A 24,747-nucleotide genomic window follows, 5' to 3' on the forward strand; every position below is an offset into this window, starting at 1 on the left:
TGAATGTCAAGGTACCAAACTTATTAAGTTACGGCGTTTTGCCAAACGCCGTAACCGCTCGACGCTGCAAACGCTCCTAAGCGGCAATCTGGCGTTCAATCGTCGTGCATGGCCACAAGGCCTATGCCCTCCTCTTTCACGCCACCTTGCTCGCTTAGGAACGTTTTCGCTGTCCGTCCTCAACCTGTGATTCCGCCACGGTCCGTTTCGGTGCATGCAATCCCTTGGGGACGGAGGAAAAGGGATCATTTTCCGTAACCTTTCCGCAACAATTTACCCTTCGCGCTGCTCGACTCCGCTCACAACGTCCCCTGCGCTACACTTAGTCGCACTGTGGCGCTGCTGCGCCGTGCCCGAACCAAGGGAGACCCTCATGAAGAACACTCAGCTGCTGCTGATCAACGATATGTGCGGCTACGGCAAGGTCGCGCTTTCCGCCATGCTGCCGGTGCTGTCGCACATGGGCTACCGCATCCACAACCTGCCGACGGCACTTGTGTCCGATACGCTCAACTATCCCAAGTTCTACATCCACGACACCACCGAGTACGTGCGCCAGAGCCTCGCCATCTGGGAGGAGCTCGGCTTTGAGTTCGACGCCATCTCTACCGGCTTTATCGTGACCGAGGAAGAGACGCGCATCATTTCGGACTTCTGCCACCGTCGCGCGCAAAAGGGTACCAAGGTGTTCGTCGACCCCATCATGGGCGACAACGGCAAGCTCTACGCCGGCGTGCCCGAGTCCACGATCGGTCTCATGCGCAGCCTGCTCGAGTGCGCCGACTATGCGGTGCCAAACTACACCGAGGCGTGCCTGCTCACCGATACGCCCATTGCCGAGCAAATCACGCCCGATGAGGGCCGCACTCTTGTGGATGCCGTGCGTGCCCTGGGCGCCAAGTCGGTGGTCATTACGAGCGCTGTGGTCGACGGTGCGAATGTCGTCATCGGTTACGACCATGTGGCGGGGGAGTACTTCACGATTCCCTTCGACCTGATCCCGGTCTATTTCCCGGGCACGGGTGACACGTTCTCGGCGGTGCTCGTCGGCCGCGTTATGGCAGGTTGGAGTTTGCAACGCGCGACGTCCGATGCCATGCGCGTGGTGGCTGAGCTTATCGAGCGCAATGCCGACCAAGAGGACAAGTCGGCTGGCCTTCCCATCGAGGCCTGCCTGGATGTGATTGACCATGAGTAATGCTGGCGAGGGCGGCGCCAAGCCTGCGGGCGAGAACAAGCCGCTCGGCGCGCCGCGGGGCAAGCGTCCGCGCATCCGCGTGAGCTGCGTGGACCAGCTGGGTGCGTGCCGCTGCCACCATGGTCACAAGCCGGGCGACGTTTTTGACTTCGACCGAGACCGCGGCAAGATGTGTGCCATGGCCTGCCATGTGGGCTTTCCCTATATCGATATCCTGCGCTATGGCGGAACCGTGCCTGGCAACGAGCCCGGTACGGCAAAGTTCTGCTGCCCCGAGGTCGATACGCTGAACGTCTGGCTTGCCGAGATCGTCGACGAGTAGTCGAGCGCAATGTGACAAAGGGACAGTCCCTTTGTCACATTCGCCGGGGCTGCCCCTTCTTTTTGCTTATAATCCTAAATCTCTGCATTTCATCCGATTTTAGGTTCTAAAAATCCTACATTTCATCGATAATTAAGCGCATAAAACTTTGCATTTCATTTGATGACACTGAGGGGAGAGCCTATGCTGCGCAGGAAAATAGCGGCAGAGCTGGAGCGTTGGCTGAAGTCTGCCGAGCAAAAGGCCTTATTCATCACGGGTTCTCGCCAGATCGGCAAAAGCTATTCGATTCGCGCATTTGGCAAAGCCAGCCATGCAACCTACATCGAGCTCAATCTCATGGAAAATCGCCAGGCAAAAGATGCTCTTCTCGAGGCGCGGAATGCCGATGATTTCATCAGCAGGGTGACGCTTCTTTCGGGAAAGTCGATTGCACCAGGCAAAACGCTCGTGTTTATCGATGAGGTCCAAGAGGCCCCCGACATCATGACGATGGCAAAGTTCCTTGTAGAGGACGGGAGGTGCCGCTGGGCGTTTTCGGGGTCAATGCTCGGGACCCAGTTCAAGGGCGTCAGGTCCTATCCCGTGGGGTATGTCCACGAGCTTAGGATGTTCCCGCTCGATTTTGAGGAGTTTTGCTGGGCAACCGGGGTGAGCGAGGGGGCTCGCCAAACGATACGTGACGCGTGTATCAGCGAGAGGCCCATTCCTGATTACATTCATGACGCGATGATGGCAAACTTCAGGACCTATACCGTTGTCGGCGGAATGCCGGAGGTCGTGCAGCGTTTCCTTGACACGCAGGGCGACCTTGCCTCTGTTCGTCAGCTGCAGTCAGAGCTCAACGAACAGTACCGGCGGGATATCTCCAAGTATGCAAGCGGGCGAGCCCTGCAGGTGCAGAGCATCTACGATCAGCTCCCTATTATGCTCGAGGGCGAAAACAAGCGCTTCGTGCTCAATTCCATTGACCCCAAGGCTCACTACGAGAAGTATCAGCGAGATTTTGTATGGCTTGTCGATGCCGGCGTTGCTCTCAAAGCCGATATCGTAACCGAGCCAAAATCGCCCCTGCTCAAGACGGCACGGCCATCGCAGTTCAAGCTATATCAATCGGATACGGGCATGTTGATGGCGCGCTACCCCGTTGGAGTCGCCCAAGCGGCGTATCTTGATAGCAAAGAGCCCAATCTGGGCGGCATTTACGAAAACGTGGTGGCCCAGCAGCTAGCTGCCCAAAATCGCCAGCTTTACTACTATCAGACAAAAAAGCGCGGCGAAGTGGACTTTGTGGTCGATGGACCGGATGGGACGGCTGTTCCGATCGAGGTTAAATCGGGCTCCTATTACCACGCGCACGCTGCGCTCGGTCATGTGCTTGATACGGCTGAATATGGCGTAAGGCTCGGGATTGTTTTCTCGAGAGGCAACGTTGAGCGCAACGGAGCGGTTCTCTATTTGCCGCTATATGCGACCTGGGCCCTTTCGGATGTTTTGGGCGACTCCTGCGCCGAAGGGATAAAGCTGGAGGTCAAGCCGGTCTAGGGCCAGTCCCGGATGTGGCAAAGGGGTAGTCCCTTTGTCACATTCATGAGCGTGGATTTTCTCCCACCGAGATAACGAGCGTGGATTTTCTCCCGTTTAGAGCGCACTCGAACGCTCAAAGTGGGAGAAAATCCACGCTCGTTTTATGCCGATGGCGTGGCCCGTGTGCCCGCGCCGCCCGAGCGCCTACAGCTGCTCGAGCATGGCGGTGCAACCGGCGAGTACATCGCGGTAGGTGGCGTCGAAATTGCCGGTGTACCAGGGGTCGGCCACGTCGCCGGGGCGATCGGTCCAATCGAGCAGGCGCGAGATCTTGCCATCGGGGTCCTTCCCAAAAATTCGGTACAGGGCGCGGGCGTTCTCGTCGTCCATATAGACAATGTGGTCCCAGTCGCCATACTCCGCGCGACGCACCTGACGTGCGCGATGTGCGACGACGGGAATCCCGACCTCGCGTAGCTTGGCAATGGTGCCGTGGTGTGGCGGGTTGCCGATCTCCTCGGTCGAGGTCGCAGCGGAATCAATGACAAACTCGCCCGCGCGCCCGGCGCGCCGCACTAGCTCGGTAAACACGGACTCAGCCATCGTCGAGCGACAGATGTTCCCATGGCAGATAAACAGTACACGTTGCATATGCGGTTTCCTTTCGATCGCCATCATCGAGCTCGAGTATCGCATCTACGCCTGCGCCCTTGCCCGCCTGCGCTCCCAGTGAGCCAATTTAATCGTCACCAGCGTAAGCACCCAGGCCACAAGCGAGAACGCGGCACCCACTGCGCCTACGTGCGCAATGCCAATGCTGCTTACCACGGCGCCGCCCACTGCGGTGCCAAACGAGATGCCGACGTTAAACGCCATGGGCTCAACCGAACTTGCGAGTACCATCGACTTGGGATGGCGGCTGCGTGCCACGTCCATGAAGTGCGTGATGCACGACACCGAGAACAAGTACATGAGCAGCGCCAAGCTAAAGACAAAGGCCAGCGCGAGCGGCATGGTGCCGCCCACAGCAAACAGCCCGAGTAACGCCGCAGCCTGCAGCACGAACGTCACAAGCAGCGCCTTCATGCCAAAGCGCGCATCGATCCATCCGCCCAGGATGTTCGAGATCAGGCAGAACACGCCGTAGGCCATGAGCGTGGTACTGGCTTCGACCGTGCCCATGCCCAGCACCTGCTCAAGATAAGGCGTCACGTAGCCATAGAAAACGTAGACCGACCCCACGCCAAACAAAAAGATGAGCATGCCGGTGACGATGCTCGGCTCGCGTAGCAGACCCGCCTGCTCGCGAAAGGTGGCGGGCTCGTCGGTTTGCCCAGCGCGCGGCATAAACATCACGAGCGCTCCGCAGATCAGAACGGCAAAGGTCAGCGTGCCGTACATGGCCACGTGCCAGTCGAGCGTGTCGGCCACAAACTTGCCGATCGAAGTGACAAAGACCATTGCCACGGAAAACGCGCCGTACACCACCGAGATGGCGAGTGAGGTCTGCTGCGGGGACAGCAGCTCGGGGATATACGTCACGCCCACGGCGAGCAGTGCGCCCGAGACGGAGCCCAAGATGATGCGCGAGGCGAACAGCACTTGAAAGTTGGGTGCCAGCGCCATGACCAGATTGCCGAGCACAAAGACGATGCTATAGCACACGAGCAGTTGGTAACGACGGAAGCGCCCCGTGCTGAGCGCGAGCACCGGCGTCGCGATAGCGTAGATCAGTGCGAACACGCTAATAAGTTGGCCTGCGGTGGCAAGCGATACGCCGAGTTCCGTCGCCAAGTCACTTTCGATGCCGATGACCACGAACTCCGAACAGCCGAGCGAAAAGCCTAACAACACGAGCAGCGCCAGGCAGAGCTTGGTGCGCGCGGGGGAGAGCGCGGCGGCGGTTGACTTACTTTTTGGCGTGGTTGCGGCGGTCAAGGTTGTCACTCCAATGTCGCGTGAATAAGCGGGATTCAATCCCTGCAACTCTAACAGAATGTGACAAAGGGACAGTCTCTTTGTCACATTCGCGGCGTGGCTGCCGCCTAAACCGTCACAACATTCGATGAAAATCTCGAAAACGAGGAAAAACGTGGTAGCGCACAGAGATGTGGTGTAAGAGGCGGGGCATGCCCCGCCTCCGCCCTTTCTTGAAAGGGAGGGGACACCGCCTAGAATTCGTCGTTGGAGTAATGAAGGTGACGAATGGAAGGAAAGGCGATGCCCCAAGAAGAGAGTGTACTGCGCCTCGGTCGCGACGAGGCCCTCGAGGCGGCGAGGCTTTGGCAGGAGTGCGGCGACGCGCGCGAGTTCGCGTGCAGGGTGCTGGGCGGCGTGATGAACGCACTGATGGACTCCGAGGCCCAGCAGATGTGCGGCGCGAGCCGCAACGAGCGCAGCGACGGCAGGGAGAACAGCCGCAACGGCTACCGCCCCAGGTCGCTCAAGACCGCCGTGGGCGACGTGGAGCTCGAGATACCCAAGCTCAGGCACGGCACCTACTACCCCGAGGGCATGCTCGCGCGATGGTCGCGCGTCGACACCTCGGTGGCCGCCATCGTGCAGGAGATGTACGTGTGCGGCGTGTCCACCCGCAAGGTCGAGCGCGTGGCGTCCAAGCTGGGCATATCCTCGCTGTCGAGCTCGGAGGTCTCGAGCCTCTGCTCCGACCTCGACGCCGAGGTGGCGGAGTTCCGCCGCCGCGACCTTTCGGGCACGCCGTGCTGCTACCTGTGGCTCGACGCCACCTACATGAGCTGCAGGGTCGGCTCGTCGGTCGTCTCGCAGGGCGTCGTGACCGCGATCGGGCTGGGCGCCGACGGGCGCAAGCACTTCCTGGGCTGCGACGTGGTCGACACCGAGAGCGAGGACTCCTGGGCGGCATTCCTCGGCGGGCTGCGCGAGCGCGGGCTGGCCGGCGTCCGCCTCGTGGTCTCCGACAGCCACGCCGGGCTCGTGGCCGCCGTCTCGCGCCTGTTCCAGGGCTGCGCCTGGCAGCGCTGCGTGACGCACCTGCAGCGCAACCTCCAGAGCGCCTGCTCGGGCAGGCCCGAGGACTCCAAGGCGGCCGTCAGGGACCTCGTGCACGCCGCGGTCTACCAGGACGACCCCGACCTCGCGCGCTGCGTGTGGGCCGAGGCGGCGCCCTGGGTGGCGTCGGTGTCCGCCAGGGCCGGCGAGGTCTTCGAGCAGGCCGAGGACTCCGCGCTGGCGTTCACGGCCTTCCCCAGGGCGCACTGGGCCAAGCTCCGCACCAACAACGTCCAGGAGCGCGCCAACCGCGAGATCAAGCGCCGCTACAGGGTCGTGCAGTCCTTCCCCTCGAGGGAGTCGATGCTGCGCCTGACGTGCGCGAGCCTCATGGAGACCGAGGGGCAGTGGTCCCAGCAGCGCGTGTTCTCCGAGGCCTCGGCCGCCGAGGGCTTCGCCGAGACCGCGGACAGGCCGGCCCCGACAGAGGGGAGGCGCCGCGCGCTCGGGCGGCGCGCCAGGGAGATAGTGGACGAGATAGTCGAGAAGCGCGGCCTCAAGAAGGAGTAACATCGGGGCTTGCAGCGACGGACCTCAGGACACTCTTACACCACGTCTGCGCGCGCCACCAAAAACGTCGAATGTTGTGACGGTTTTCGTGTCCGGCGCGGGTGAGCTTCGGTGCCGTCTGGGGGTATAAGACTAGCGAGTGTTTATTTGCGAGGCCTAAGGGGCGCCCCGTATGGATATCGATAACTTTGAATGGTGGTATAGCGAGGGCGAGGCTCCGGACGAGGAGTGGGACGAGCCCGCGTCGCGTGACGTGTCGAGCGACGAGGACGAGACCGGCAACGATGCCGCTGTCGAGCCTGATGCCGCCTCCGATGCCGCCGAGCCCCTGACCTTTGAGCAGGCTTGGGCCCAAGCCGAGGCCGATGAGGCTAAGGCCGATGCCACGGCCACACTCGGTGAGCCGGCGGACATGTCCATCTCGCCGGCAAAGATCCCGCAGCCGCGTCACACCATCGACCCCGACAGCACGGCATCCTTCAGCATTCTCGACGTGCCCGCGCAAGGCGCCCAGGCGCCTGCGCCCACACATCGCCCCGACCTGGCTCGTGAGGAAGACGCGGGCCGCCGTTCTCCGCTCGGCCCCATCCTCATCGCCTTCATGGCCGGCGTTATCGCCTGCTCGGCAATCGGTAGCGTTTGGAGCCATGTCGAGCAGCAGCGTCAAGACGCCGCCAAGGTCGAGATGTCTGTCGAGCAATCGCTCAGCCGCACGCGCTCGGTACATGTGTCGGTCGAGGTCAAGGACGGCGCGATGTGGGACACCGCGCGTGGCGACAGCCAAATGCTCATCCACATCGTGGGGCGTACGCTCAAAGGGCAGACGATTGACGAGTATCAATACGTCAATTCCGCTGGTGACGGCATCGAGCTCAAGCCCGGCGACTACGAGCTCACCGTCGACGAACCGCCCGTCGCCACCGACGGCACGCGCTTCCGCGCCTCAAAGCGCATGGTTCCCGTGAGCTTTAACTCGCAGGCGCCCGATACGGTCGATAGCACTCCGCAGGGCGGGTTTGACCTTTACGCTATTGCTCAATAACTGCGCCTGTCGCTCAACCCCGCCGCCAAGAGTGGGACAATAGCCCTCGACACTATTGTTTACTTTTGGAGGAAGTAGCATGTCTACCGTCACTACCATCAAGCGCGGCAGCCTCACCGCGGCCATCGATTCCATGGGCGCTCAGCTCACGAGCCTTGCCCTCAACGGCAACGAGTATCTGTGGCAGGGCGACCCCGCCTTTTGGGGCAAGCATGCGCCCATCCTGTTCCCCATTGTGGGCTCGCTGCGCAACAACACGGCGACGTCTGCGGCTGGCACCTGCGAGATGCCGCGCCACGGCCTCGCGCGCATCGTCGAGCACAAGCTGGTCGAGGTTTCGGAGGACGGCTCCTCGGTAACGTACGAGATCACCGACACGCCCGAGTCGCTCAAGGCCTTTCCGTTCCACTTTAAGCTCAACATGACCTATGCCCTGACTGGTGACGCCACACTTACCCAGACCTTTGCCGTCACCAATACCGGCGACGTGGACCTGCCGTTCTCGGTGGGCGGCCACCCCGCATTTAACGTACCTGCTCCCGGTGCCGAGGACGAGGCGTTCGAGGATTACGAGCTGGCATTTACCGAGGCTTGGACCAACGAGGCCCCCATCATCACGCCCGATGGCCTCATGACGTTCGAGGGTAGCTACAAGGCTCCCGATAACTCGGACGTACTGCCCATCACGCACCGCAGCTTCGATAACGACGCCATCATGTTCACCGATACCCCGGGCTCCACGCTCACGCTGCGCGGCCGCAAGTCGGGCCACGGCGTCAAGATCGACTTTGAGGGCTTTAAGTACATCGGCGTGTGGTCTGCCGCCAACGACGCCCCGTTTGTGGCGCTCGAGCCCTGGACCGGTCATACCACCACGGACACCGAGGACGACGTCTTTGAGCACAAGGTCAACACCATCACCTTGGCTCCCGGCGAGACGGACAAGCGCAGCTTTAGCGTTACCTTGCTCTAGAGGTTCCGCCGCTCGGTCGATGCTGCGCGCCGTCCAGAGCGATAATTTGTCATTCAAAAGGCAAGGCATGACCAGAAGGTTTATGCCTTGCCTTTTTCATGCCTAGTCGTTGGGGACGTTCTTGTTTGACTAGTCGTTTAAGAACGTCCCCAACGACTACCAATCATTTTCAGTTCGTAAACTTGCATATATGCATTTACATATGCATTTGCTGGAGATAGCGCTGAGCGGTATCCTGTTAAGTCGTCAGCATACGATTCAACAGGGAAGGCAGATTATGCATTCTCCCCAACAGTGCGATGCGCAGACCCAGCCGGTATGCAGCCGTCGCATCTTTTTGGGTGGCGCTCTCGCTGCGAGCGCTTCCGTCGTCGCCGGCGCGCTCGCCGGCTGTCGGCGTCCGTCCACGCTGGAAGTAGTTCAGCCCACGACGGGCGGCGGTCGCGATGACCTGTCCGATTCCGTGATTGGCAAGGACAAGATCCGCATTGGCATGGAGGCGGCCTACGCCCCGTACAACTGGCAGGTTTCCGAAGCCAGTGAGTACACCATCCCCATCGACAACGTGCAGGGCGCCTATGCCGATGGCTACGACGTGCAGATCGCCAAGATCGTCTGCAAGGCCCTCGGTGGCGAGCCCGTTGCCGTCAAGCAGAGCTTCTCGGGCCTTATCGACTCGCTCAACAACGGCCAGATCGACCTCATCATTGCCGGCATGAGCGCCACGCCCGAGCGCGAGGAGTCGGTCGGCTTTTCCGACCCGTACTTCATTGGCTACTTTGGCCTGTTCGTAAAAGAGGGTTCCCCCTACCAAAACGCCACCAAGCTCAGCGACTTTAGCGGTGCCACGGTACTCGGCCAAAAGGACACCATGCTCGATACCGTCATCGACGAGATCCCGGGCGTCGTCCACAAGAACCCGGTCGATTCGGTCCCCACGGTGTTCTCGAATCTGCTGCAGGGCACGTGCGACGCCGTGACCTACAACACCGAGAACGAGAAGGGCTATATGGCCCAAAATCCCGGTATCGTCCCCATCCATTTTGCCGAGGGCGAGGGCTTTAAGCAGGAGGTCGCGGCAAACGTCGGCTGCCGCAAGGGCTCGGACAAGCTGCTCAAGCTCATCGACAAGACACTCAAGGGTGTCAGCCAGGAGGAGCGCGACCAAATGTGGGACGCGTGCCTCGACCGTCAGCCGGCATAGGGAGGCAGCATGAAAACCATCAATCGTCTGGCCTCCTTTATCAAGGCCGACCACCGTTATGTGTACCTGGGCACGAGCGTCATCGCGGCACTCGGCCTGGCGTTTAGCCAGCGCAATCCCACACCGCTGAGCTTCTTGGCGCCTACGGGCGTGTTCCAAGACTGCCTCTGGGCAATCCTTTGGGCCTGGCTTGTCGTGTCGGCGGCGGCGCTGGTCACCAAACTCATGCACTGGAACGACTATCGCGAAACGTCGCCGTTCGCATCCGAGCGTTTCCGTCGCGGCGCACGCTTGGGCAGCTACGTCGTGGCCGCCATCGCGGCAATCTTTTTCGTGGACCGTTGCGTCATGTCGTTTATCGATCTGGTGCAGGTGAGCATTGTCTCGGACTCCAACCCCAGCGACTTTTTGTCGAGCCTGGTCTACATGACCTACAAGAGCGGCGACTTCTTTATCCGCGGCATCGAGATCACCATCGCACTTGCGACCTTCGGTACCGTCATCGCCTTTTTCCTGGCGCTGCTCTTTGTGTTCCTGCGTATTCAGACCTTCGATCGCGTGGACAACGACCTGGTGCGCTTCTTTAAGAGCATCGGCCGCGGCTTTGCGACTGTCTACTCCACCATCGTGCGCGGCACGCCCATGATGGTTCAGGGCCTGCTCATCTATTACGCGGGCTTCACCGTTTTGCGCGGCATGGGCTTCGAGACCGCCCAGGCCAACCAGATTTGGAGTACCTTCACCGCCGGCCTCGTCACCATCTCGCTCAACTCCACCGCCTACATGATGGAGGTTCTGCGCGGCGGCATCGAGTCCATCGACCCCGGCCAGGCCGAGGCAGCGCGCTCGCTGGGTCTTTCGCAGTGGCAGGCTATGCGCAAGGTCGTGTTCCCCCAGGGCATTAAAAACGCGATTCCGGCGCTCACCAACGAGCTCATCATCAACATCAAGGACTCGTCGGTGCTCTCGGTCATCGGCGTGTTCGACCTCATGTACGCCACCACCACCGTCGCCGGCGTGTACTACCGTCAGATGGAGGTCTACTGCGTGGCGCTCGTGGTTTACTTGATCCTGACGCTCGTGGCGAGCCGCCTGCTCGAGGCCTTTGGCAAAAAGCTCGGCGCCGAGGCTCCGGCAACGCTGCCCAGCTCCAACTAGGCTCAAGACGAGGAGAATCATCATGGCAGATATCGCCACTACCGGCACCGCGGCCGCCGCACAGACCAATGAGCCGCTTATCCGCGTCGAGGGCCTGCGCAAGAGCTTCGGCTCGCTCGAGGTGCTCAAGGGCATCGACCTGTCCGTTAACCCCGGCGAGGTCGTCACCATTATCGGCGCTTCGGGCTCGGGCAAGTCGACCTTCCTGCGCTGTCTCAACCTGCTCGAGACCCCGGACGCGGGCCACATCTGGCTCCACGGCCAGGACCTTACGGCCGAGCGCTGCAATATCAATAAACTCCGCGAGGACATCGGCATGGTGTTCCAGGGCTTTAACCTGTTCAACAACATGGATGTGCTCGACAACTGCACGCTTGCGCCCGTCACGCTCAAAAAGATGAGCAAGGCCGAGGCTGAAAAAATTGCGATGGAGCATCTGACGAGCGTGGGACTCGAAAAGTTCGCGCACGCCGCCGTGGGCCGCCTGTCCGGTGGTCAAAAACAGCGCGTAGCCATCGCACGCGCCCTGTGCATGAATCCGCAGATCATGCTGTTCGACGAGCCGACTTCGGCACTCGACCCCGAGATCGTGGGCGAGGTGCTCGAGGTCATGCGCAAGCTCGCGGCCGACGGCATGACCATGGTCGTCGTCACGCACGAGATGGCCTTTGCCCGAACCGTGTCCGACCGCGTGGTCTTTATGGATAAGGGCGTGGTGCTCGAGGACGCCGCGCCGGCCGAGCTCTTTGGCAACCCCAAACACCAGCGCACCCGCGAGTTCCTCTCGCGCTATCTCGAGGACAAATAACCGACCGCAAACGCTTATGTGGCAGGGCCGCTCCGGTGGGGCGGCCCTCGTCATCACAATCGAAAGGATGTCATGGCCGAGGTTTGGCGCTTCTTTGCGCATGAGGATGATTTTGCCGATTTGGACGAAGCTGGTGCGTGCGAGCGCCTGGGCCGCGTGCTGTCGTTTCCGACTATTTCGAGTATGGATGCCGAGGCGGTGGACTGGCAGCCGTTCGACGACCTGCGCTCGTATATGCAGCAGGCTTGGCCGCACGTATTTACGGCGGGTAAGGTCGAGCTTATCGACCATTCGCTATTGGTGACGCTTGGCGGTTCCGACTCTGCCCTCAAGCCCATTATGCTCATGGGCCACATGGACGTGGTTCCCGTGGTACCCGGCACCGAGGCTGACTGGACGCATGCCCCCTTTAGCGGACATGTGGACGACACCTACATTTGGGGTCGCGGCGCCATCGATATGAAAGACCAGGTCGCAGGCATTCTCGAGGCGGTTGAGTATGCGCTCGCGCACGGCTGGGAGCACAAGCGTACCCTGCTGCTCGCCTTTGGCCAGGACGAGGAAACCACGCAGTGCGGCGCAGGCGCCATCGGACGCGCGCTCGAGGAGCGCGGCATTGAGCTTGAGTACCTGATCGACGAGGGTGACTACCGTATTGTTTCGGCTGCCGAGTATGGCGCGGGCGAGGGCTGGCTTATGCATGCCGACCTCGCGGAGAAGGGCTACGCCGATATCGTACTCAAGACGAAGAGTGAGGGCGGGCATTCGTCCAACCCTTACGGCGGCACATCGCTCGAGGTGCTCAGCCGTGCCATCACCGCAATCTGCGATATCGAGTGGTCGACGCGCGTGACCGACTTGCTTGCCGCCCAGCTCGTCGAGTTGGGGCTCTACACGGCCGACGAGATTGCCTCCAACAAGGACACCATCGTGCGCGAGTGCCTCGCCAGCAAGAAGCTCTACCCGCTCGTGACGACCACCTGCGCGCCCACGCAGATCGAGGGCGGCAGCACCGGCGCCAACGTAATGCCGCAGGATATGTGGGCTAATATCAACTTCCGCATGCTCGAGGGCACGAGCGTGGCCGACGTTGTGGCGCGCTGCCGCGAGGCGGTTGCCGCGGCGGGCCTTGCCGGTCGTGTCGAAGTGGAGTTGGGCCCCGGCAGCTCCGAACCCTCGCCGTCCCCGCGCATCGGTGGACCGGGACTCGAGGCCGTTCGCGCCATTGCCGCCCGCTATTTCCGTGATCCAAAGGGGACGGAGGAAAACGGATCATTCGAGCCAGTGGCAATTGTGCCCTCGACCGTGATCGGTGCGACCGACGCTGCCAACTACCAGCACATTTGCCCTGAGTGCATTCGCTTCTCGGCCTTTGTGGTTGATGACGACGAGTGCGATCGCGGTGTCCACGGCACCAACGAGCGCATCACCCGCCGCGCCTACCTCCAGGGCATCCGCTTCCTCGTCGCTTTACTCCAAACGCTCTAGCCAAAAAGCAAGCCCTTGGTGCAATGGAGTCAGGTTTGTTTGCACCAATCATTCCGTGCGGGTTATATGCAGGTTTGCCTGCGCACGCTATCATGTATGGGTTAGACCGCAATTATGTACCCCATACGCGAAGGGATGCGCATGTATCTGAAGATCGACATGTTCTAGCTGGGCTTACCCCCGCAGCGGCGCCCCGCGTCCCATCAATTCTGCCGATTTTCACCTTCACGCATATAAAGGAGTCCGTCATGCGCGACAAGCTCGAAAAGATCATCAAGGCCTACGAGGAGCTCGAGAAGAAGCTTTCCGACCCGGCCGTCGCCTCCGATATCAAGGAGTTCACGCGTCTCAACAAGGAGTACGCGCACCAGTCCGACCTCATCGCCGCCTCGCGCGAGTACATCGGCGCGCTCGATGACATCGAGGCTGCCAAGGAAATGCTGCACGATACCACCGATGCCGATGAGAAGGAGATGCTCCAGATGGACATCTCCGAAAACGAGGCAAAGCTCCCCCAGCTCGAGGAAGACATCAAGTACATGCTCATCCCGAGCGACCCCAACGACGACAAGAACACCATCGTCGAGATTCGCTCCGCCGCCGGTGGCGACGAGGCGGCCATCTTTGCCGGCGATCTGTACAAGATGTACCAGCGCTTTTGTGAGTCGCGCGGCTGGAAGACCACCGTGCTCGATTCCAGCCCCAGCGAGGCCGGTGGCTTTAAGTCCATTGAGTTCAAGGTTGAGGGCGACCGCGTCTACTCCGTTATGAAGTACGAGTCCGGCGTGCACCGTGTCCAGCGCGTCCCCAAGACCGAGTCCCAGGGCCGCATCCAGACTTCAACGGCTACCGTTGCCGTGCTTCCCGAGGCCGAGGAAATCGACGTCCAGATCAACCAGTCTGACCTGCGCATCGACACCTACTGCGCCTCCGGCCCTGGCGGTCAGTGCGTTAACACCACCTACTCCGCCGTGCGCATCACCCACCTGCCCACCAACACCGTGGTGCAGTCGCAGGAGCAGCGTTCCCAGATCCAGAACCGCGAGGTCTGCATGCAGATGCTGCGCGCCCGTCTGTACGAGATGGAACTCGAGAAGCAACAGGCAGAGCTCGGTGCCGAGCGCCAGAGCCAGATCGGCCACGGTAACCGTTCCGAGAAGATCCGCACCTACAACCAGCCCCAGGACCGCGTGACCGATCACCGCATCGGTTTCAACTCCACTTATAACGGCGTCCTTCTGGGCGACCAGCTCGGCACCGTGATCGAGGCGCTCGCCGCCGCCGAGCGAGCCGAGAAGCTGGCACAGGCCGTGTAGTGGGTTACGCGGTTTTACCAAACCGCGTAACGGCTCGACGCTGCGCGACGTCCAGAGCGACAATTTGTCATTCAAAAGGCAGGGCATGACCAGAAGGTCTATGCCTTGCCTTTTTCATGCCAACTTGTTCGCTCTGGACGTCGCTCGCTGTCCGTCCTCTACCTGCGGCGCCTTAGATGTAGTCATTGGGGACGTTCTTAAACGACTAGGTTGGGCTTATTGCTTTGAGATGTTATTCAACCAGTTGTGATGGCCTTTGAGCTGCTTACCTGCTTAAAGCAATTAACGGTGTGCATCTGCTATTGAAAATATTGCTCGAAAAATCGTTCAAGAAGTCGTGGGGCCCTTTTTGACGCGTCGCACGTCAAGTGATGTGGCACGCGTTTGGTTAGATATTGGTCAGTTTTGGGGCAACCTTGCCAAAAGCTTGACGGATGCAGATTTAGACGTCGGCGAATGAACGCTTCGATTGCAATCCAAGCAAAATTCTGGGCGGATTCTCGATAATCGCTTTCAATCGTCCCTTGCCGCGTGCCGCCCTCGCGTACAATCTGCTCCGACATTCGCGCGCCGCCCGGCGCTTAAGAGGGGAGGACCCCATGGCAAACGAGATCTGGACCATCAAGCGTTGTCTCGAGTGGACCAAGGAGTACCTGGCCGAGCGCGGCGAGGAGCACCCCCGTCTTTCTGCCGAGTGGCTGCTCTGCTCTGCCACGGGTTTGGCACGCATTGACCTATATATGCGCATGGACGAGACGCTTAACGCGGCCCAGCTCGAGACCATGCACGCGGCCGTTGTCCGCCGCGCTAAGGGTGAGCCGCTGCAATACATCACGGGCAGCACGCAGTTTCGCATGATCGACGTCGCGTGCGCCCCTGGCGTGCTCATTCCGCGCCCCGAGACCGAGATGCTCGTCGAGGAAGTCCTCAATTATCTGGATGCCGAGGTGCTGAGCCCCGAGGCCGCCGCCCGTCAGCGTGTTGAGCTGCCTTGGAACGATGAGGTCGAGCAGGCTCGCAAGGCCGAGGCGGCGCTGGCAGACGAGCGCGCGACCGCCGAGCGCCGTGCCGCCAACCTGACGGCCGCCGATGAGGCTGCGCTGGGTAGCGACGTGCTCGGTAGCCGTGCCTATGCCGAGGAACTGGCCGACCGCGAGGCCGAGGAAGCCGCCGCGCAGGCGGCAGAAGCAGAGGCCATGGAAACCCCCGAGCCCGAGCTCGACGAATACGGCATCGCCATCGACGGTGCCGACCAGGAGACGGCTTCAGCTCAGGATGCTGCTGCGCCTGCTTCAGCTGAGCCCCGCATCGCCCGCGTTCTCGAGGTCGGCTGCGGCACGGGCTGCATCTCGCTCTCGCTTGCCTGGGAGCGTCGCGGCCACGTCACCTGCACTGCTACCGATATCGAGCCGCGCGCCATCGACCTTGCTACCAAAAACCGCGATGCGCTTGGCCTCACGTCCGACGAGGTCGCCTTTAGCCTCACGAACCTGGTGAGCTCCATTCCCCGCGAAGAGTGGGGCACCTTTGACGTACTCGTCTCCAACCCGCCCTACATCCCCACCGATGTCATGCGCTCGCTGCCGCACGAGGTCAAGGACTTTGAGCCCGATCTGGCGCTCGAGGGCGGTGCCGACGGCCTCGATATCTTCCGCCGTCTGCTCAACGCGGCACCCTACATGCTGCGCGCCGGCGGCCTCTTTGCCTGCGAGCTCTACGAGGGCGCGCTCGATGCCGCGGCCGAGCTCTGTCGTCAAGCGGGCCTGTCGGACGTGCGCATCGTCCACGACCTCACCAATCGCCCCCGCATCGTCCGAGCCATCGTCACCGAGCCCAAGCAGCGCCAGTAATATTTATTAACTGGTTAGCAAAAATTATAAAGTAGTTTATAATTAGGACGGCTGAAAGAGGTCGGCCCATGCAACCTCCTACCTTTCGGGAAATCATTGCCCTACTCAAGCACGATGGATTCGTGAAGGTCGCGCAAGTCGGTAGTCACGCTAAGTATGTTTCTGGTGACCGTGTTGTCACCGTGAACGGCTCTGGTGGTGATCGACCAAAGAAGGGCACGTGGGCAAGTATTCGTCGCCAAGCTGGATGGTAGTTGGAGGCAAAATGAGGCAGCGATTTACCTATGACTGCGTTCTCATAAAAGAAGACGACGGTTACTGCGCCAGCTTCCCGCAGATTCCCGGCGCCTTTGCCGATGGCGATACGCGCGAAGAAGCGATTGCCCATGCCACCGAGGCGCTGATGGCGTTTTTGGCCGACGATCTCAACAACGGTTTGACTCCGGCAGGGTACGAACGCTCGGCCGAGGTCGTGGCCCTTTCAGTCGAAATCGATCACGAGGACGCTCGGGAAGCGGCGTGCCGAACATTTAAAGACGCAGCGCTGGACCTCAAAGTCTCCGCTCCGCGGATTACCGCGCTGGTCAAAGCCGGAAAGCTCGATGTTGAACTCGTCGATGGCCGTCGGATGATAACGATAGACAGCATCGAGCGCTACGCCGCTCAAGAACGTCACGCCGGAAGACCAAAGAAGTTCGTAGCCGTCCAATAACCCCCTCACTTTCACCGACTACTAGAGCCGCTCACCAAACCAACATGCGCTCTGGGCAAATAGGTTGAACGTTTCGTGCGAGAATGCCCCACAGTAAACAAACTTGCACCAGAGCGTAAGGGGCTGGCATACACATGCAGACGGTCTATCGGGTATACGAGGGAGCGCGCGAGCCGCATCGGCTTGCAGTCGAGCGCACGGCCGAGCTACTCGGTCGCGGCGGCCTGGCGCTTATTCCAACCGAGACGGTCTACGGTGTCGCCGTGGCGGTCAACGCTTTCTCGGACGCCGTTCCACAAGATACAAGTGAACCTCTGCCGTGGCCGCGCGATCCGCAGGCCACCGTCAACGGCGCCGCGGTCCCCGCACTCGGTACCGGCTATCGTCGCATCTTTACCCTCAAGCAGCGCGAGCTCACCCAAACGGTTGCCTGGCTGGTCGATGATGCCGGGGCACTCGATCGCTATGGCGTGGATATCCCTAATGAGGCCCGCGTGCTTGCCCGACGATGCTGGCCAGGCGCCCTGACTATCGTGGTCAAGGCGGCCCCCTGCGTGCCGATCTTTATGCGCGCCGCCGACGACACGGTGGCACTTCGCGCTTCGGCCTCGCCCGTGGTGCAAGCGCTCATCCGCGCCTGCGGCAGCCCTCTTGCCTGCACCAGCGCCAACACGCACGGCGCGCCCGCGCCGGCAAGTTTTGCCACGGTGGAGGAGCGCATCCTGGAGGGGGTCGATGTGGCTGTCGATGCCGGTGAGACCCCGTGTCGCGACGCCTCAACCATCGTGTCGTTTCAGCACGGCGAGCTCCAGATCCTGCGCCAAGGCGCGCTTCCCGCATCAGAGATCGAACGGGTCCTGTCCGACCCGATGCAATAGAAAGGTGTAAGCGATGTCGTTGAATCTAGGTAGCCTGGGTATGGAAGACGCCTCGTTTAGCTTTGGCGGTTCCTACATCATGGCGCTCGACTGCGGCACCACCTCGGTACTCGCGACCATCGTCGACGAGTACGGCTGCATCGTCGCCCAGGCGCGTCGTAGCGTCAAAACCAGCTTCCCGCGCCCCGGCTGGGTGGAGCAGGATCCCACGGAGGTGCTTGCCAGCCAGATCGGCGTGATGATGGAGGTTCAGTTTAAGAGCGGCATTCATTCTGACCGCATCGCCGCTATCGGTATCTCCAACCAGCGCGAGACCACGGTGGTGTGGGACCGCATAAGCGGCCAACCCATCTATAACGCCATCGTGTGGCAATGCCGTCGCACCGCACCTCTGATCGACGAGCTGGTCGAGCAGGGCGCAGAAGAACTGGTGCGCTCCCGCACGGGACTCACGCTCGATCCGTATTTCTCGGCCTCCAAGGTGCAGTGGATCCTCGACAACGTCGATGGTGCGCGTGAGAGCGCGGCGGCGGGCGACCTCATGTTCGGCACCATCGACACCTGGCTCATCTACAACCTCACCGGCGGTCAGGTCTTTGCCACCGACTACACCAATGCCAGCCGCACCGCGCTCTTTAATATCCATACGCTCGATTGGGACGACGATCTGCTGGCACTTTTCGACATCCCGCGTTCCATGATGCCCGAGGTTCGTTGGAGCTCGGGCGACTACGGCCGCGTCGCGAGCGACATCATGACCAACATGCCACCCATCATGGGCGTGGCGGGCGACCAGCAGGCGTCGCTGTTCGGCCACTGCTGCTTCCATCCCGGCCAGACCAAAAACACCTACGGCACGGGTTGCTTTATGCTCATGAACACCGGCGACGAGATCGTCGAATCCAAGAACGGTCTGGTCTCCACGATCGGTATCGCCGCGGACGGCAAGATCAGCTATGCGCTCGAGGGCTCTATTTTTGCCGCCGGCTCAACGATGAACTGGCTGCGCAACAACATGGGCATCATCTCGAGCGTGAGCGAGTCCGCGCAACTCGCCGTTTCGATCAACGACAACGAGGGCTGCTACTTCGTCCCCGCCTTCGCAGGCCTGGGCGCTCCCTGGTGGGACCCGCATGCTCGCGGTATCGTGTGCGGCCTGACCGGCGCCTCGAGTCGCGCGACCATTGTGCGTGCAGCCTGCGAGTCCATGGCCTACCAGAGTTATGACGTGCTACGCGCCATGGAGCAGGACGTGGGACTTTCGATTGAGCGCCTGTCCGTCGATGGCGGCGCCTCGCGCAACGAGTTCATCATGCAATTCCAGGCTGATCTGCTGGATATCCCCGTGCTGCAGTGCGAGACGGTGGAGACCACGGCGATCGGCGCCGCGTACTTGGCGGGCCTTGCTGTCGGCTATTGGGAGGATTTGGAGGAGCTGGAGCAAAACGCTCAGATCGTCAAAGTCTTCCATCCTCACATGTCCGCCGAGCGCCGTGAGAGCAACCTCGCTGGTTGGCGTGATGCCGTCAAGCGTTCGCTCAACACCGCTCAGTAGGGTTGCGACGAGCTGCTCGATACAACAAACCGTTAAACTTATGCACGGCGCGAGGCAACAATGTCGCCAGGCGTCTTGTCAGCAAGGCCATCTTCCGGCCGCAACGAAAGGGGCAATCAACCCATGACCGTCACCTACGATACGTCCCGCGTGACGCTTGTCGACCATCCGCTCGTCCAGCACAAGCTGTCGATCCTGCGCGACAAGAGCACCGGCACCAACCAGTTCCGCCAGCTCGTGCGCGAGCTTGCGCTCTTTGACGGCTACGAGGCCATGCGCGACCTGCCCATGGAAGACGTCGAGGTCGAGACCCCCATCACCACTGCCACGTTTAAGCAGCTTGCCGGCAAGAAGCTCGCCATCGTTCCCATCCTGCGCGCGGGCCTCGGCATGGTCGATGGCATCCTCGACTTGGTACCCTCCGCTCGCGTGGGCCACATCGGTATGGAGCGCGACGAGGTCACCCACGAGCCGCATGAGTATTACTGCAAGATGCCCAAGGATATCGATCAGCGCATCTGCCTGGTTGTCGACCCCATGCTCGCTACGGGCGGTTCGGCCGAGATGGCCATCAGCTACCTGCGCGAGCGCGGTGTCAAGGATATCCGCATGCTGTGCATCGTCGCCGCGCCCGAGGGCCTCAAGTCACTGACCGAAAAGGACCCCGACGTACATATTTATACCTGCGCCATCGACGACCATCTCAACGAGGCCGCCTACATCGTTCCCGGCCTGGGCGACGCCGGAGACCGCATCTACGGCACGCTCTAGTCGTTGGGCCTTGTCGGCTACGGTCACAAATACGAAGAAATGGTGCGCGCGGGCGAGCAAAAGTCGTCCACGCGCACTTCTGTTAACGGACGTTTTGCCCTGAGGGGTTCGAAAAAACGTATTACCGTACCTGCGGCATAAAGAAGGCCTTAAGAAAACGTACAGGTGCGTATTAACCGTTTGTTTTACGGTTGTACTTTAGCGATTGGCTCGTACAATAGTCACCAATGTTTGGCTGGGACTGTGCCGTGAGGCGTTAAAAAGGAAAGCGAGGAAGCCAGTGTTTCAGATAGCCGATCTGCTCGCTATCGTTGCAGGCGCCATCGCGGGCGCAATTGCCTTCCTTCCCTTTGTCTTTACGCTCAAGCCGGTTCTTGACGATAAACAGAATGCGGACATGCTCAAGGGCATGGTGAGTCTGGCGGTCTCGGCAGTCGCCCTGCTCGTCTTTACCTTGGTTGTGTTTGCGTTGTTCGGAGAGGCATTTCGCATGTTCCTCCTGGGCGAGGCGATCGGCTTCGTGGCCTTTATGGCCGCCTGCGCGGTTCGCGTCGCCAAGGCGCTGCGAGATCCTCATGAGGTCGAAAGGTAAGTCGTGGAAATTTTTGAAAAGCTGCCTGATGAGATTAATCATCTGGTCAGCGAGTTCAGCTCCACCCCTGTCGTGGGCGATCTGAGCTGCGGCATCACGCAGTACTCGTTTTGGCTGATCGTCTCCACGATCGTGCTCCTGATCGTCCTGGCCGTGTTCAAGAAGAAGCAGACCCTGGTTCCCAAGGGCTTCTTCGTCAACGGTTTCGAGTACATCATCGAGTACGTCGAGAACGATATCGGCAAGGGTGTCGTGGGTGAGAACTGGAAGAAGCACTTCCCGTTCCTGTGCTCGCTTTTCCTGTTCATCCTGATCAATAACATGATCGGCCTGATCCCGGGAATGAAGCCCGGCACCGGCGCAATCGGCTCCACCGCCGCACTCGCCATTTTCGCCTTCGTGTACTTCATCTACTACGGATGCAAGGCTCACGGCGTGATCGGCTACATCAAGAGCCTCGCCCCGCAGGGCGTGAGCTTCCCGATGAACGTGCTCGTGTGGGTCGTCGAGCTTTTCTCGACCTTCCTGCGCCTCATCACGCTCGCCGTCCGTCTGTTCTGCAACATGTTCGCAGGACACGTGGTCATGGGCTCGTTCGCCATCATGGCGAGCATGTTCATGCAGCCGCTGCTTCAGCAGGTTTCCGCGGCCCACGCCGTCGGCGCCCTGCCTTCGCTGGCCTGGCTTGCCATCCTCATCCTGATCTATGCGATCGAGCTTGTGGTCGGCGCCATCCAGGCTTACGTCTTCACGGTCCTTACCGCCGTGTATGTCTCCGAGGCAGAGGAGGTCGCGGAGGAGGAGTAATCTTCCGTTCGCGCCTTAAAGGTAAGGCAATTCGTTAAACCGCCGGTGCCCGTACCCATGGAGCCCGGCAGTTATAAAAAGGTTATCCTGCGTGAAATAAGACACGCACGACAAAGGAGGAATCGTGGGAGTTATCGGTTACGGTCTCGGTGTTATCGGCGCTGGTCTTGCTATCGGCCTGTCTGCTCTGGGTGCTACGGGTGCTATGGCCCGTCAGCCTGAGGTCCAGGGCCGCGTGTTCACCGTCTTCATCATGGGCTCCGCCTTCGGCGAGGCTCTGGCTCTGATCGGCTTCGTTGTCGCGCTGATCGTTAAATAGCACGGAGCGTCAAGTATGAATCTTTCATCCCAGAAGAGCGCGATCGCACTCTCCGCGTCCGCGGCCGCGCTGCTTATGCCGGTTTCCGCGTTCGCCGAGGACGGCGCTGCCGGTGCGGACATCCTCATCCCTAAGATGGCGGAGTTCATCCCGGCGCTTATCGCCTTCCTGATCATCTGGATCGTGCTGGCCAAGGTCGCCCTGCCGGGCATCATGAAAACCATGGAGGAGCGCGGCAAGAAGATCGAGGAGAGCCTCGACGAGGCCGAGAAGACCAAGCAGGAGGCTATCGCCAAGCGCGCTGAGTCCGACTCGATCGTCACCGACGCCCGTCGTCAGGCTGCCGACATCGTTCTCGAGGCCCGTAAGGACGCCGAGTCCGAGCGCGCCCGTATCATCGAGGCTGCTCACAAGGAGGCCGAGGAGATCATCGCCAAGGCCCATACGACCGTCGAGGACGAGCGCAAGTCCATTTACGCCGGTGCCGCGAGCTCCATCGCCGACCTGTCCGTTGCCGTCGCCACCAAGATCGTGGGCGAGGCACTCGAGGACGATGCCGAGCAGAAGAAGCTCATCGAGCGCTACATCCAGGAAGCAGGTAGCCTGAATGCCGACTAGCCGCTATCAGGACAAGGTGCTCGAGACCTACGCGCGCTCCCTTCTGGAAGCCGCTAAGGCCGAGGACCATGTGTTTGAGGACCTCGAGATGATCGAGCGCCTGGCTTCTGCCAGCCCCGAGATCATCGCCGTGCTCGACACCATGTCCAAGCGCGACCAGCTCGACCTTCTTCCCAAGGTGGCAGCTGCCTTTAAGTATGTTGCCGAGGAAGACGAGGATGTAGTGGGTGTGACCGTCACCACGGCGATCCCGCTCGACGACGAGCTGCGTCAAACCATCACTAAGAAATGCGAGCAGGACTTCGGCCGCAAGGTATTCCTTATCGAGCAGGTCGACCCGTCTATCGTGGGCGGCCTGGTGCTCGAGGCCCGCGGCGAGCGTCGTGACATTTCCGTCAAGACGCAGCTGCGCATCGCGCAGGAGACCCTCGCAAACTCTGCTAATTCGTACGGAGGTGAAGCCTAATGTCCGAAACCCTCAATGCCCAGGATATCGCCAAGAAACTGCAGGAGCAGCTCACGAGCCTCTCCGCGACGGTCGATACGCATGAGGTTTCAACGGTCGATGAGGTAGGCGACGGCATCGCGCGCGTCTCCGGCCTCAAGAGCGCCATGGCAGGCGAGCTTCTGGAGTTCAAGAGCTCCGATACCGGTGAGACCGTCTTCGGCCTTGCCCAGAACCTTGACCGTGACGAGGTCGGCGCCGTTCTGTTCGGTGCCGTCGACTCCATCAAGGAAGGCGACGAGTGCCGCACCACTGGCCGCGTTATGGATATCCCCGTGAGCCGTGCCATGCTCGGCCGCGTCGTCAATCCGCTCGGCCAGCCCATCGACGGCCTGGGCGACATCGTCGCTACGCACCGTCGCCCCATCGAGTTCAAGGCTCCCGGCGTCATCGATCGTACCCCGGTGTGCGAGCCGGTTCAGACCGGTCTGCTCGCTATCGACTCCATGGTGCCTATTGGCCGCGGTCAGCGTGAGCTCATCATCGGTGACCGTAAGACCGGTAAGACCGCCATCGCCATCGACGCTATCCTCAACCAGCGCGGCAAGGGCATGGTCTGCATCTATGTCGCCATCGGCCAGAAGGCCTCCACGGTTGCCAACATCCGCGAGACCCTCGCTCAGCACGGTGCGCTCGACTACACCATCATCGTTTCGGCCACCGCTGCCGATTCCGCCCCTATGCAGTACATCGCGCCTATGGCCGGTGCCGCTATTGGCGAGTTCTTTATGTACAACGGCGAGGACGGCAAGCCCGCCAGCGAGACCAACCCCGGCGGCCACGTGCTCGTCATCTACGATGACCTGTCCAAGCAGGCTGTGGCCTACCGTCAGATGTCGCTGACGCTGCATCGTCCGCCCGGACGCGAGGCCTATCCTGGCGACATCTTCTACCTGCACTCTCGTCTGCTCGAGCGTGCCGTCAAGATGTCCAAGAAGAACGGTTACGGCTCCATGACGGCACTGCCGATCATCGAGACCCAGGACGGCGATGTCTCGGCCTACATTCCGACCAACGTCATTTCCATTACCGATGGTCAGATCTACCTGCAGTCCGAGCTCTTCTTCCAGGGTCAGCGCCCGGCAGTCGACGTGGGTATCTCCGTGTCCCGCGTCGGTGGCGATGCGCAGACCAAGGCCATGAAGCAGGTCGCCGGCAACCTCCGTCTGGACCTCGCTTCCTATCAGGAGCTCGCTGGCTTTACGCAGTTCGGCTCCGACCTCGACGAGGCTACTCAGAAGCAGCTGACCCACGGTGCTCGCATGACCGAGCTCCTGAAGCAGCCGCGTTACAAGCCGTTTGAGGTTGGCGAGCAGATCGTTACGCTGTTCGCTGGCAACGAGGGCTTCCTGGATGACCTGGAGATCGCCGACGTGCTGCCTTTCCGTGCCGAGCTCATCGAGTACATGGACAATGGCTTTGGTTCGCTGCTCGACAAGGTTCGCGCCAAGAAGATCGATGATGACACCAAGGCTGAGCTCTTGCGCGTCATCGGCGACTTCAAGCAGCAGTTCATGGCCAAGCACCATTCGGATGTTTCTGGATCAGAGGAGAACTAAGCCCC

Annotated in this window: 25 protein-coding genes; 23 read left to right on the forward strand and 2 right to left on the reverse strand. The window is 60.9% G+C overall.

Going from position 1 to position 24,747, the window contains the following annotated elements; genetic code table 11:
- The first annotated feature begins 373 nt into the window (after nucleotides 1-373).
- The 3 genes from ACKUTP_RS02615 to ACKUTP_RS02625 all read left to right on the forward strand — a co-directional run bounded on the left by ACKUTP_RS02615 (nucleotide 374) and on the right by ACKUTP_RS02625 (nucleotide 3,065).
- The gene (locus tag ACKUTP_RS02615) at nucleotides 374-1,198 is read left to right on the forward strand and encodes a PfkB family carbohydrate kinase (RefSeq protein WP_035138774.1); all 825 of its coding nucleotides are present in this window, start codon (nucleotides 374-376) and stop codon (nucleotides 1,196-1,198) included.
- Complete coding sequence (locus ACKUTP_RS02620) at nucleotides 1,191-1,520, forward strand: TIGR04076 family protein (protein WP_215674512.1); 330 nt, start codon at nucleotides 1,191-1,193, stop codon at nucleotides 1,518-1,520. The genes ACKUTP_RS02615 and ACKUTP_RS02620 overlap by 8 nt, the downstream gene beginning before the upstream one ends.
- Nucleotides 1,521-1,703: 183 nt before the next feature.
- The gene (locus ACKUTP_RS02625; RefSeq protein ID WP_373093880.1) at nucleotides 1,704-3,065 is read left to right on the forward strand and encodes an ATP-binding protein; all 1,362 of its coding nucleotides are present in this window, start codon (nucleotides 1,704-1,706) and stop codon (nucleotides 3,063-3,065) included.
- A 186-nt stretch (nucleotides 3,066-3,251) separates the two neighbouring features.
- Here ACKUTP_RS02625 and ACKUTP_RS02630 read toward each other — a convergent pair whose 3' ends face one another.
- Together ACKUTP_RS02630 and ACKUTP_RS02635 are read right to left on the reverse strand one after the other, a co-directional pair.
- On the reverse strand, nucleotides 3,252-3,698 hold the full coding sequence (locus ACKUTP_RS02630) for a low molecular weight protein-tyrosine-phosphatase (RefSeq protein WP_368135174.1): 447 nt from the start codon (nucleotides 3,696-3,698) through the stop codon (nucleotides 3,252-3,254).
- Between the two features lie 45 nt (nucleotides 3,699-3,743).
- Nucleotides 3,744-4,994, reverse strand: a complete 1,251-nt coding sequence (locus ACKUTP_RS02635; RefSeq protein WP_253279170.1) for an MFS transporter — start codon at nucleotides 4,992-4,994, stop codon at nucleotides 3,744-3,746.
- Nucleotides 4,995-5,252: 258 nt separating this feature from the next.
- On the opposite strand from ACKUTP_RS02635, the gene ACKUTP_RS02640 reads away from it, so the two are divergent.
- From ACKUTP_RS02640 to atpA, 20 genes are all read left to right on the forward strand, one after another.
- On the forward strand, nucleotides 5,253-6,587 hold the full coding sequence (locus ACKUTP_RS02640; protein ID WP_409063237.1) for an IS256 family transposase: 1,335 nt from the start codon (nucleotides 5,253-5,255) through the stop codon (nucleotides 6,585-6,587).
- Between the two features lie 172 nt (nucleotides 6,588-6,759).
- Nucleotides 6,760-7,629 (forward strand): hypothetical protein, encoded by an 870-nt coding sequence (locus ACKUTP_RS02645; RefSeq protein WP_195919330.1) that lies wholly within the window; start codon nucleotides 6,760-6,762, stop codon nucleotides 7,627-7,629.
- A 79-nt stretch (nucleotides 7,630-7,708) separates the two neighbouring features.
- The gene (locus ACKUTP_RS02650; protein ID WP_349088750.1) at nucleotides 7,709-8,602 is read left to right on the forward strand and encodes an aldose 1-epimerase family protein; all 894 of its coding nucleotides are present in this window, start codon (nucleotides 7,709-7,711) and stop codon (nucleotides 8,600-8,602) included.
- A gap of 277 nt (nucleotides 8,603-8,879) precedes the next feature.
- Nucleotides 8,880-9,806 (forward strand): transporter substrate-binding domain-containing protein, encoded by a 927-nt coding sequence (locus ACKUTP_RS02655; protein ID WP_368144229.1) that lies wholly within the window; start codon nucleotides 8,880-8,882, stop codon nucleotides 9,804-9,806.
- A 9-nt stretch (nucleotides 9,807-9,815) separates the two neighbouring features.
- Entirely contained in the window at nucleotides 9,816-10,964 is a 1,149-nt protein-coding gene (locus ACKUTP_RS02660) for an amino acid ABC transporter permease (protein WP_368144228.1), read from the forward strand.
- Nucleotides 10,965-10,986: 22 nt separating this feature from the next.
- On the forward strand, nucleotides 10,987-11,772 hold the full coding sequence (locus ACKUTP_RS02665) for an amino acid ABC transporter ATP-binding protein (protein ID WP_409063497.1): 786 nt from the start codon (nucleotides 10,987-10,989) through the stop codon (nucleotides 11,770-11,772).
- A gap of 72 nt (nucleotides 11,773-11,844) precedes the next feature.
- Complete coding sequence (locus ACKUTP_RS02670; protein WP_409063498.1) at nucleotides 11,845-13,260, forward strand: M20/M25/M40 family metallo-hydrolase; 1,416 nt, start codon at nucleotides 11,845-11,847, stop codon at nucleotides 13,258-13,260.
- A gap of 248 nt (nucleotides 13,261-13,508) precedes the next feature.
- On the forward strand, nucleotides 13,509-14,576 hold the full coding sequence (gene prfA / locus ACKUTP_RS02675; RefSeq protein ID WP_035138783.1) for a peptide chain release factor 1: 1,068 nt from the start codon (nucleotides 13,509-13,511) through the stop codon (nucleotides 14,574-14,576).
- A 599-nt stretch (nucleotides 14,577-15,175) separates the two neighbouring features.
- Nucleotides 15,176-16,426, forward strand: a complete 1,251-nt coding sequence (locus tag ACKUTP_RS02680; protein ID WP_409063499.1) for a N5-glutamine methyltransferase family protein — start codon at nucleotides 15,176-15,178, stop codon at nucleotides 16,424-16,426.
- Between the two features lie 68 nt (nucleotides 16,427-16,494).
- Nucleotides 16,495-16,680 (forward strand): type II toxin-antitoxin system HicA family toxin, encoded by a 186-nt coding sequence (locus tag ACKUTP_RS02685; RefSeq protein WP_089573106.1) that lies wholly within the window; start codon nucleotides 16,495-16,497, stop codon nucleotides 16,678-16,680.
- On the forward strand, nucleotides 16,647-17,138 hold the full coding sequence (locus ACKUTP_RS02690; protein ID WP_128620077.1) for a type II toxin-antitoxin system HicB family antitoxin: 492 nt from the start codon (nucleotides 16,647-16,649) through the stop codon (nucleotides 17,136-17,138). The genes ACKUTP_RS02685 and ACKUTP_RS02690 overlap by 34 nt, the downstream gene beginning before the upstream one ends.
- A 134-nt stretch (nucleotides 17,139-17,272) precedes the next feature.
- Nucleotides 17,273-18,016 (forward strand): L-threonylcarbamoyladenylate synthase, encoded by a 744-nt coding sequence (locus ACKUTP_RS02695; RefSeq protein ID WP_409063500.1) that lies wholly within the window; start codon nucleotides 17,273-17,275, stop codon nucleotides 18,014-18,016.
- A 13-nt stretch (nucleotides 18,017-18,029) separates the two neighbouring features.
- Nucleotides 18,030-19,571 (forward strand): glycerol kinase GlpK, encoded by a 1,542-nt coding sequence (gene glpK / locus ACKUTP_RS02700; RefSeq protein ID WP_409063501.1) that lies wholly within the window; start codon nucleotides 18,030-18,032, stop codon nucleotides 19,569-19,571.
- A 123-nt stretch (nucleotides 19,572-19,694) separates the two neighbouring features.
- Nucleotides 19,695-20,342, forward strand: a complete 648-nt coding sequence (gene upp / locus ACKUTP_RS02705) for a uracil phosphoribosyltransferase (RefSeq protein ID WP_118376863.1) — start codon at nucleotides 19,695-19,697, stop codon at nucleotides 20,340-20,342.
- 280 nt (nucleotides 20,343-20,622) lie between these two features.
- A complete protein-coding gene (locus ACKUTP_RS02710; protein ID WP_409063502.1) occupies nucleotides 20,623-20,934 on the forward strand; it encodes a hypothetical protein in 312 nt (103 codons plus the stop codon).
- A gap of 3 nt (nucleotides 20,935-20,937) precedes the next feature.
- Entirely contained in the window at nucleotides 20,938-21,741 is an 804-nt protein-coding gene (gene atpB, locus ACKUTP_RS02715; RefSeq protein ID WP_022094263.1) for a F0F1 ATP synthase subunit A, read from the forward strand.
- A gap of 124 nt (nucleotides 21,742-21,865) precedes the next feature.
- Nucleotides 21,866-22,060 carry an ATP synthase subunit C gene (locus tag ACKUTP_RS02720; RefSeq protein ID WP_022094262.1) on the forward strand — a complete coding sequence of 65 codons (195 nt, stop codon included), beginning with the start codon at nucleotides 21,866-21,868 and terminating at the stop codon, nucleotides 22,058-22,060.
- Nucleotides 22,061-22,075: 15 nt separating this feature from the next.
- Complete coding sequence (gene atpF, locus ACKUTP_RS02725; RefSeq protein ID WP_006235712.1) at nucleotides 22,076-22,678, forward strand: F0F1 ATP synthase subunit B; 603 nt, start codon at nucleotides 22,076-22,078, stop codon at nucleotides 22,676-22,678.
- On the forward strand, nucleotides 22,668-23,144 hold the full coding sequence (locus tag ACKUTP_RS02730) for a FoF1 ATP synthase subunit delta (RefSeq protein ID WP_260699621.1): 477 nt from the start codon (nucleotides 22,668-22,670) through the stop codon (nucleotides 23,142-23,144). The genes atpF and ACKUTP_RS02730 overlap by 11 nt, the downstream gene beginning before the upstream one ends.
- Nucleotides 23,144-24,742, forward strand: a complete 1,599-nt coding sequence (gene atpA / locus ACKUTP_RS02735; RefSeq protein WP_006235714.1) for a F0F1 ATP synthase subunit alpha — start codon at nucleotides 23,144-23,146, stop codon at nucleotides 24,740-24,742. The genes ACKUTP_RS02730 and atpA overlap by 1 nt, the downstream gene beginning before the upstream one ends.
- Nucleotides 24,743-24,747: the final 5 nt, after the last annotated feature.

This window comes from Collinsella sp. wc0529 (assembly GCF_046116875.1).
In the GTDB taxonomy this organism is placed as follows: Bacteria; Actinomycetota; Coriobacteriia; order Coriobacteriales; family Coriobacteriaceae; genus Collinsella.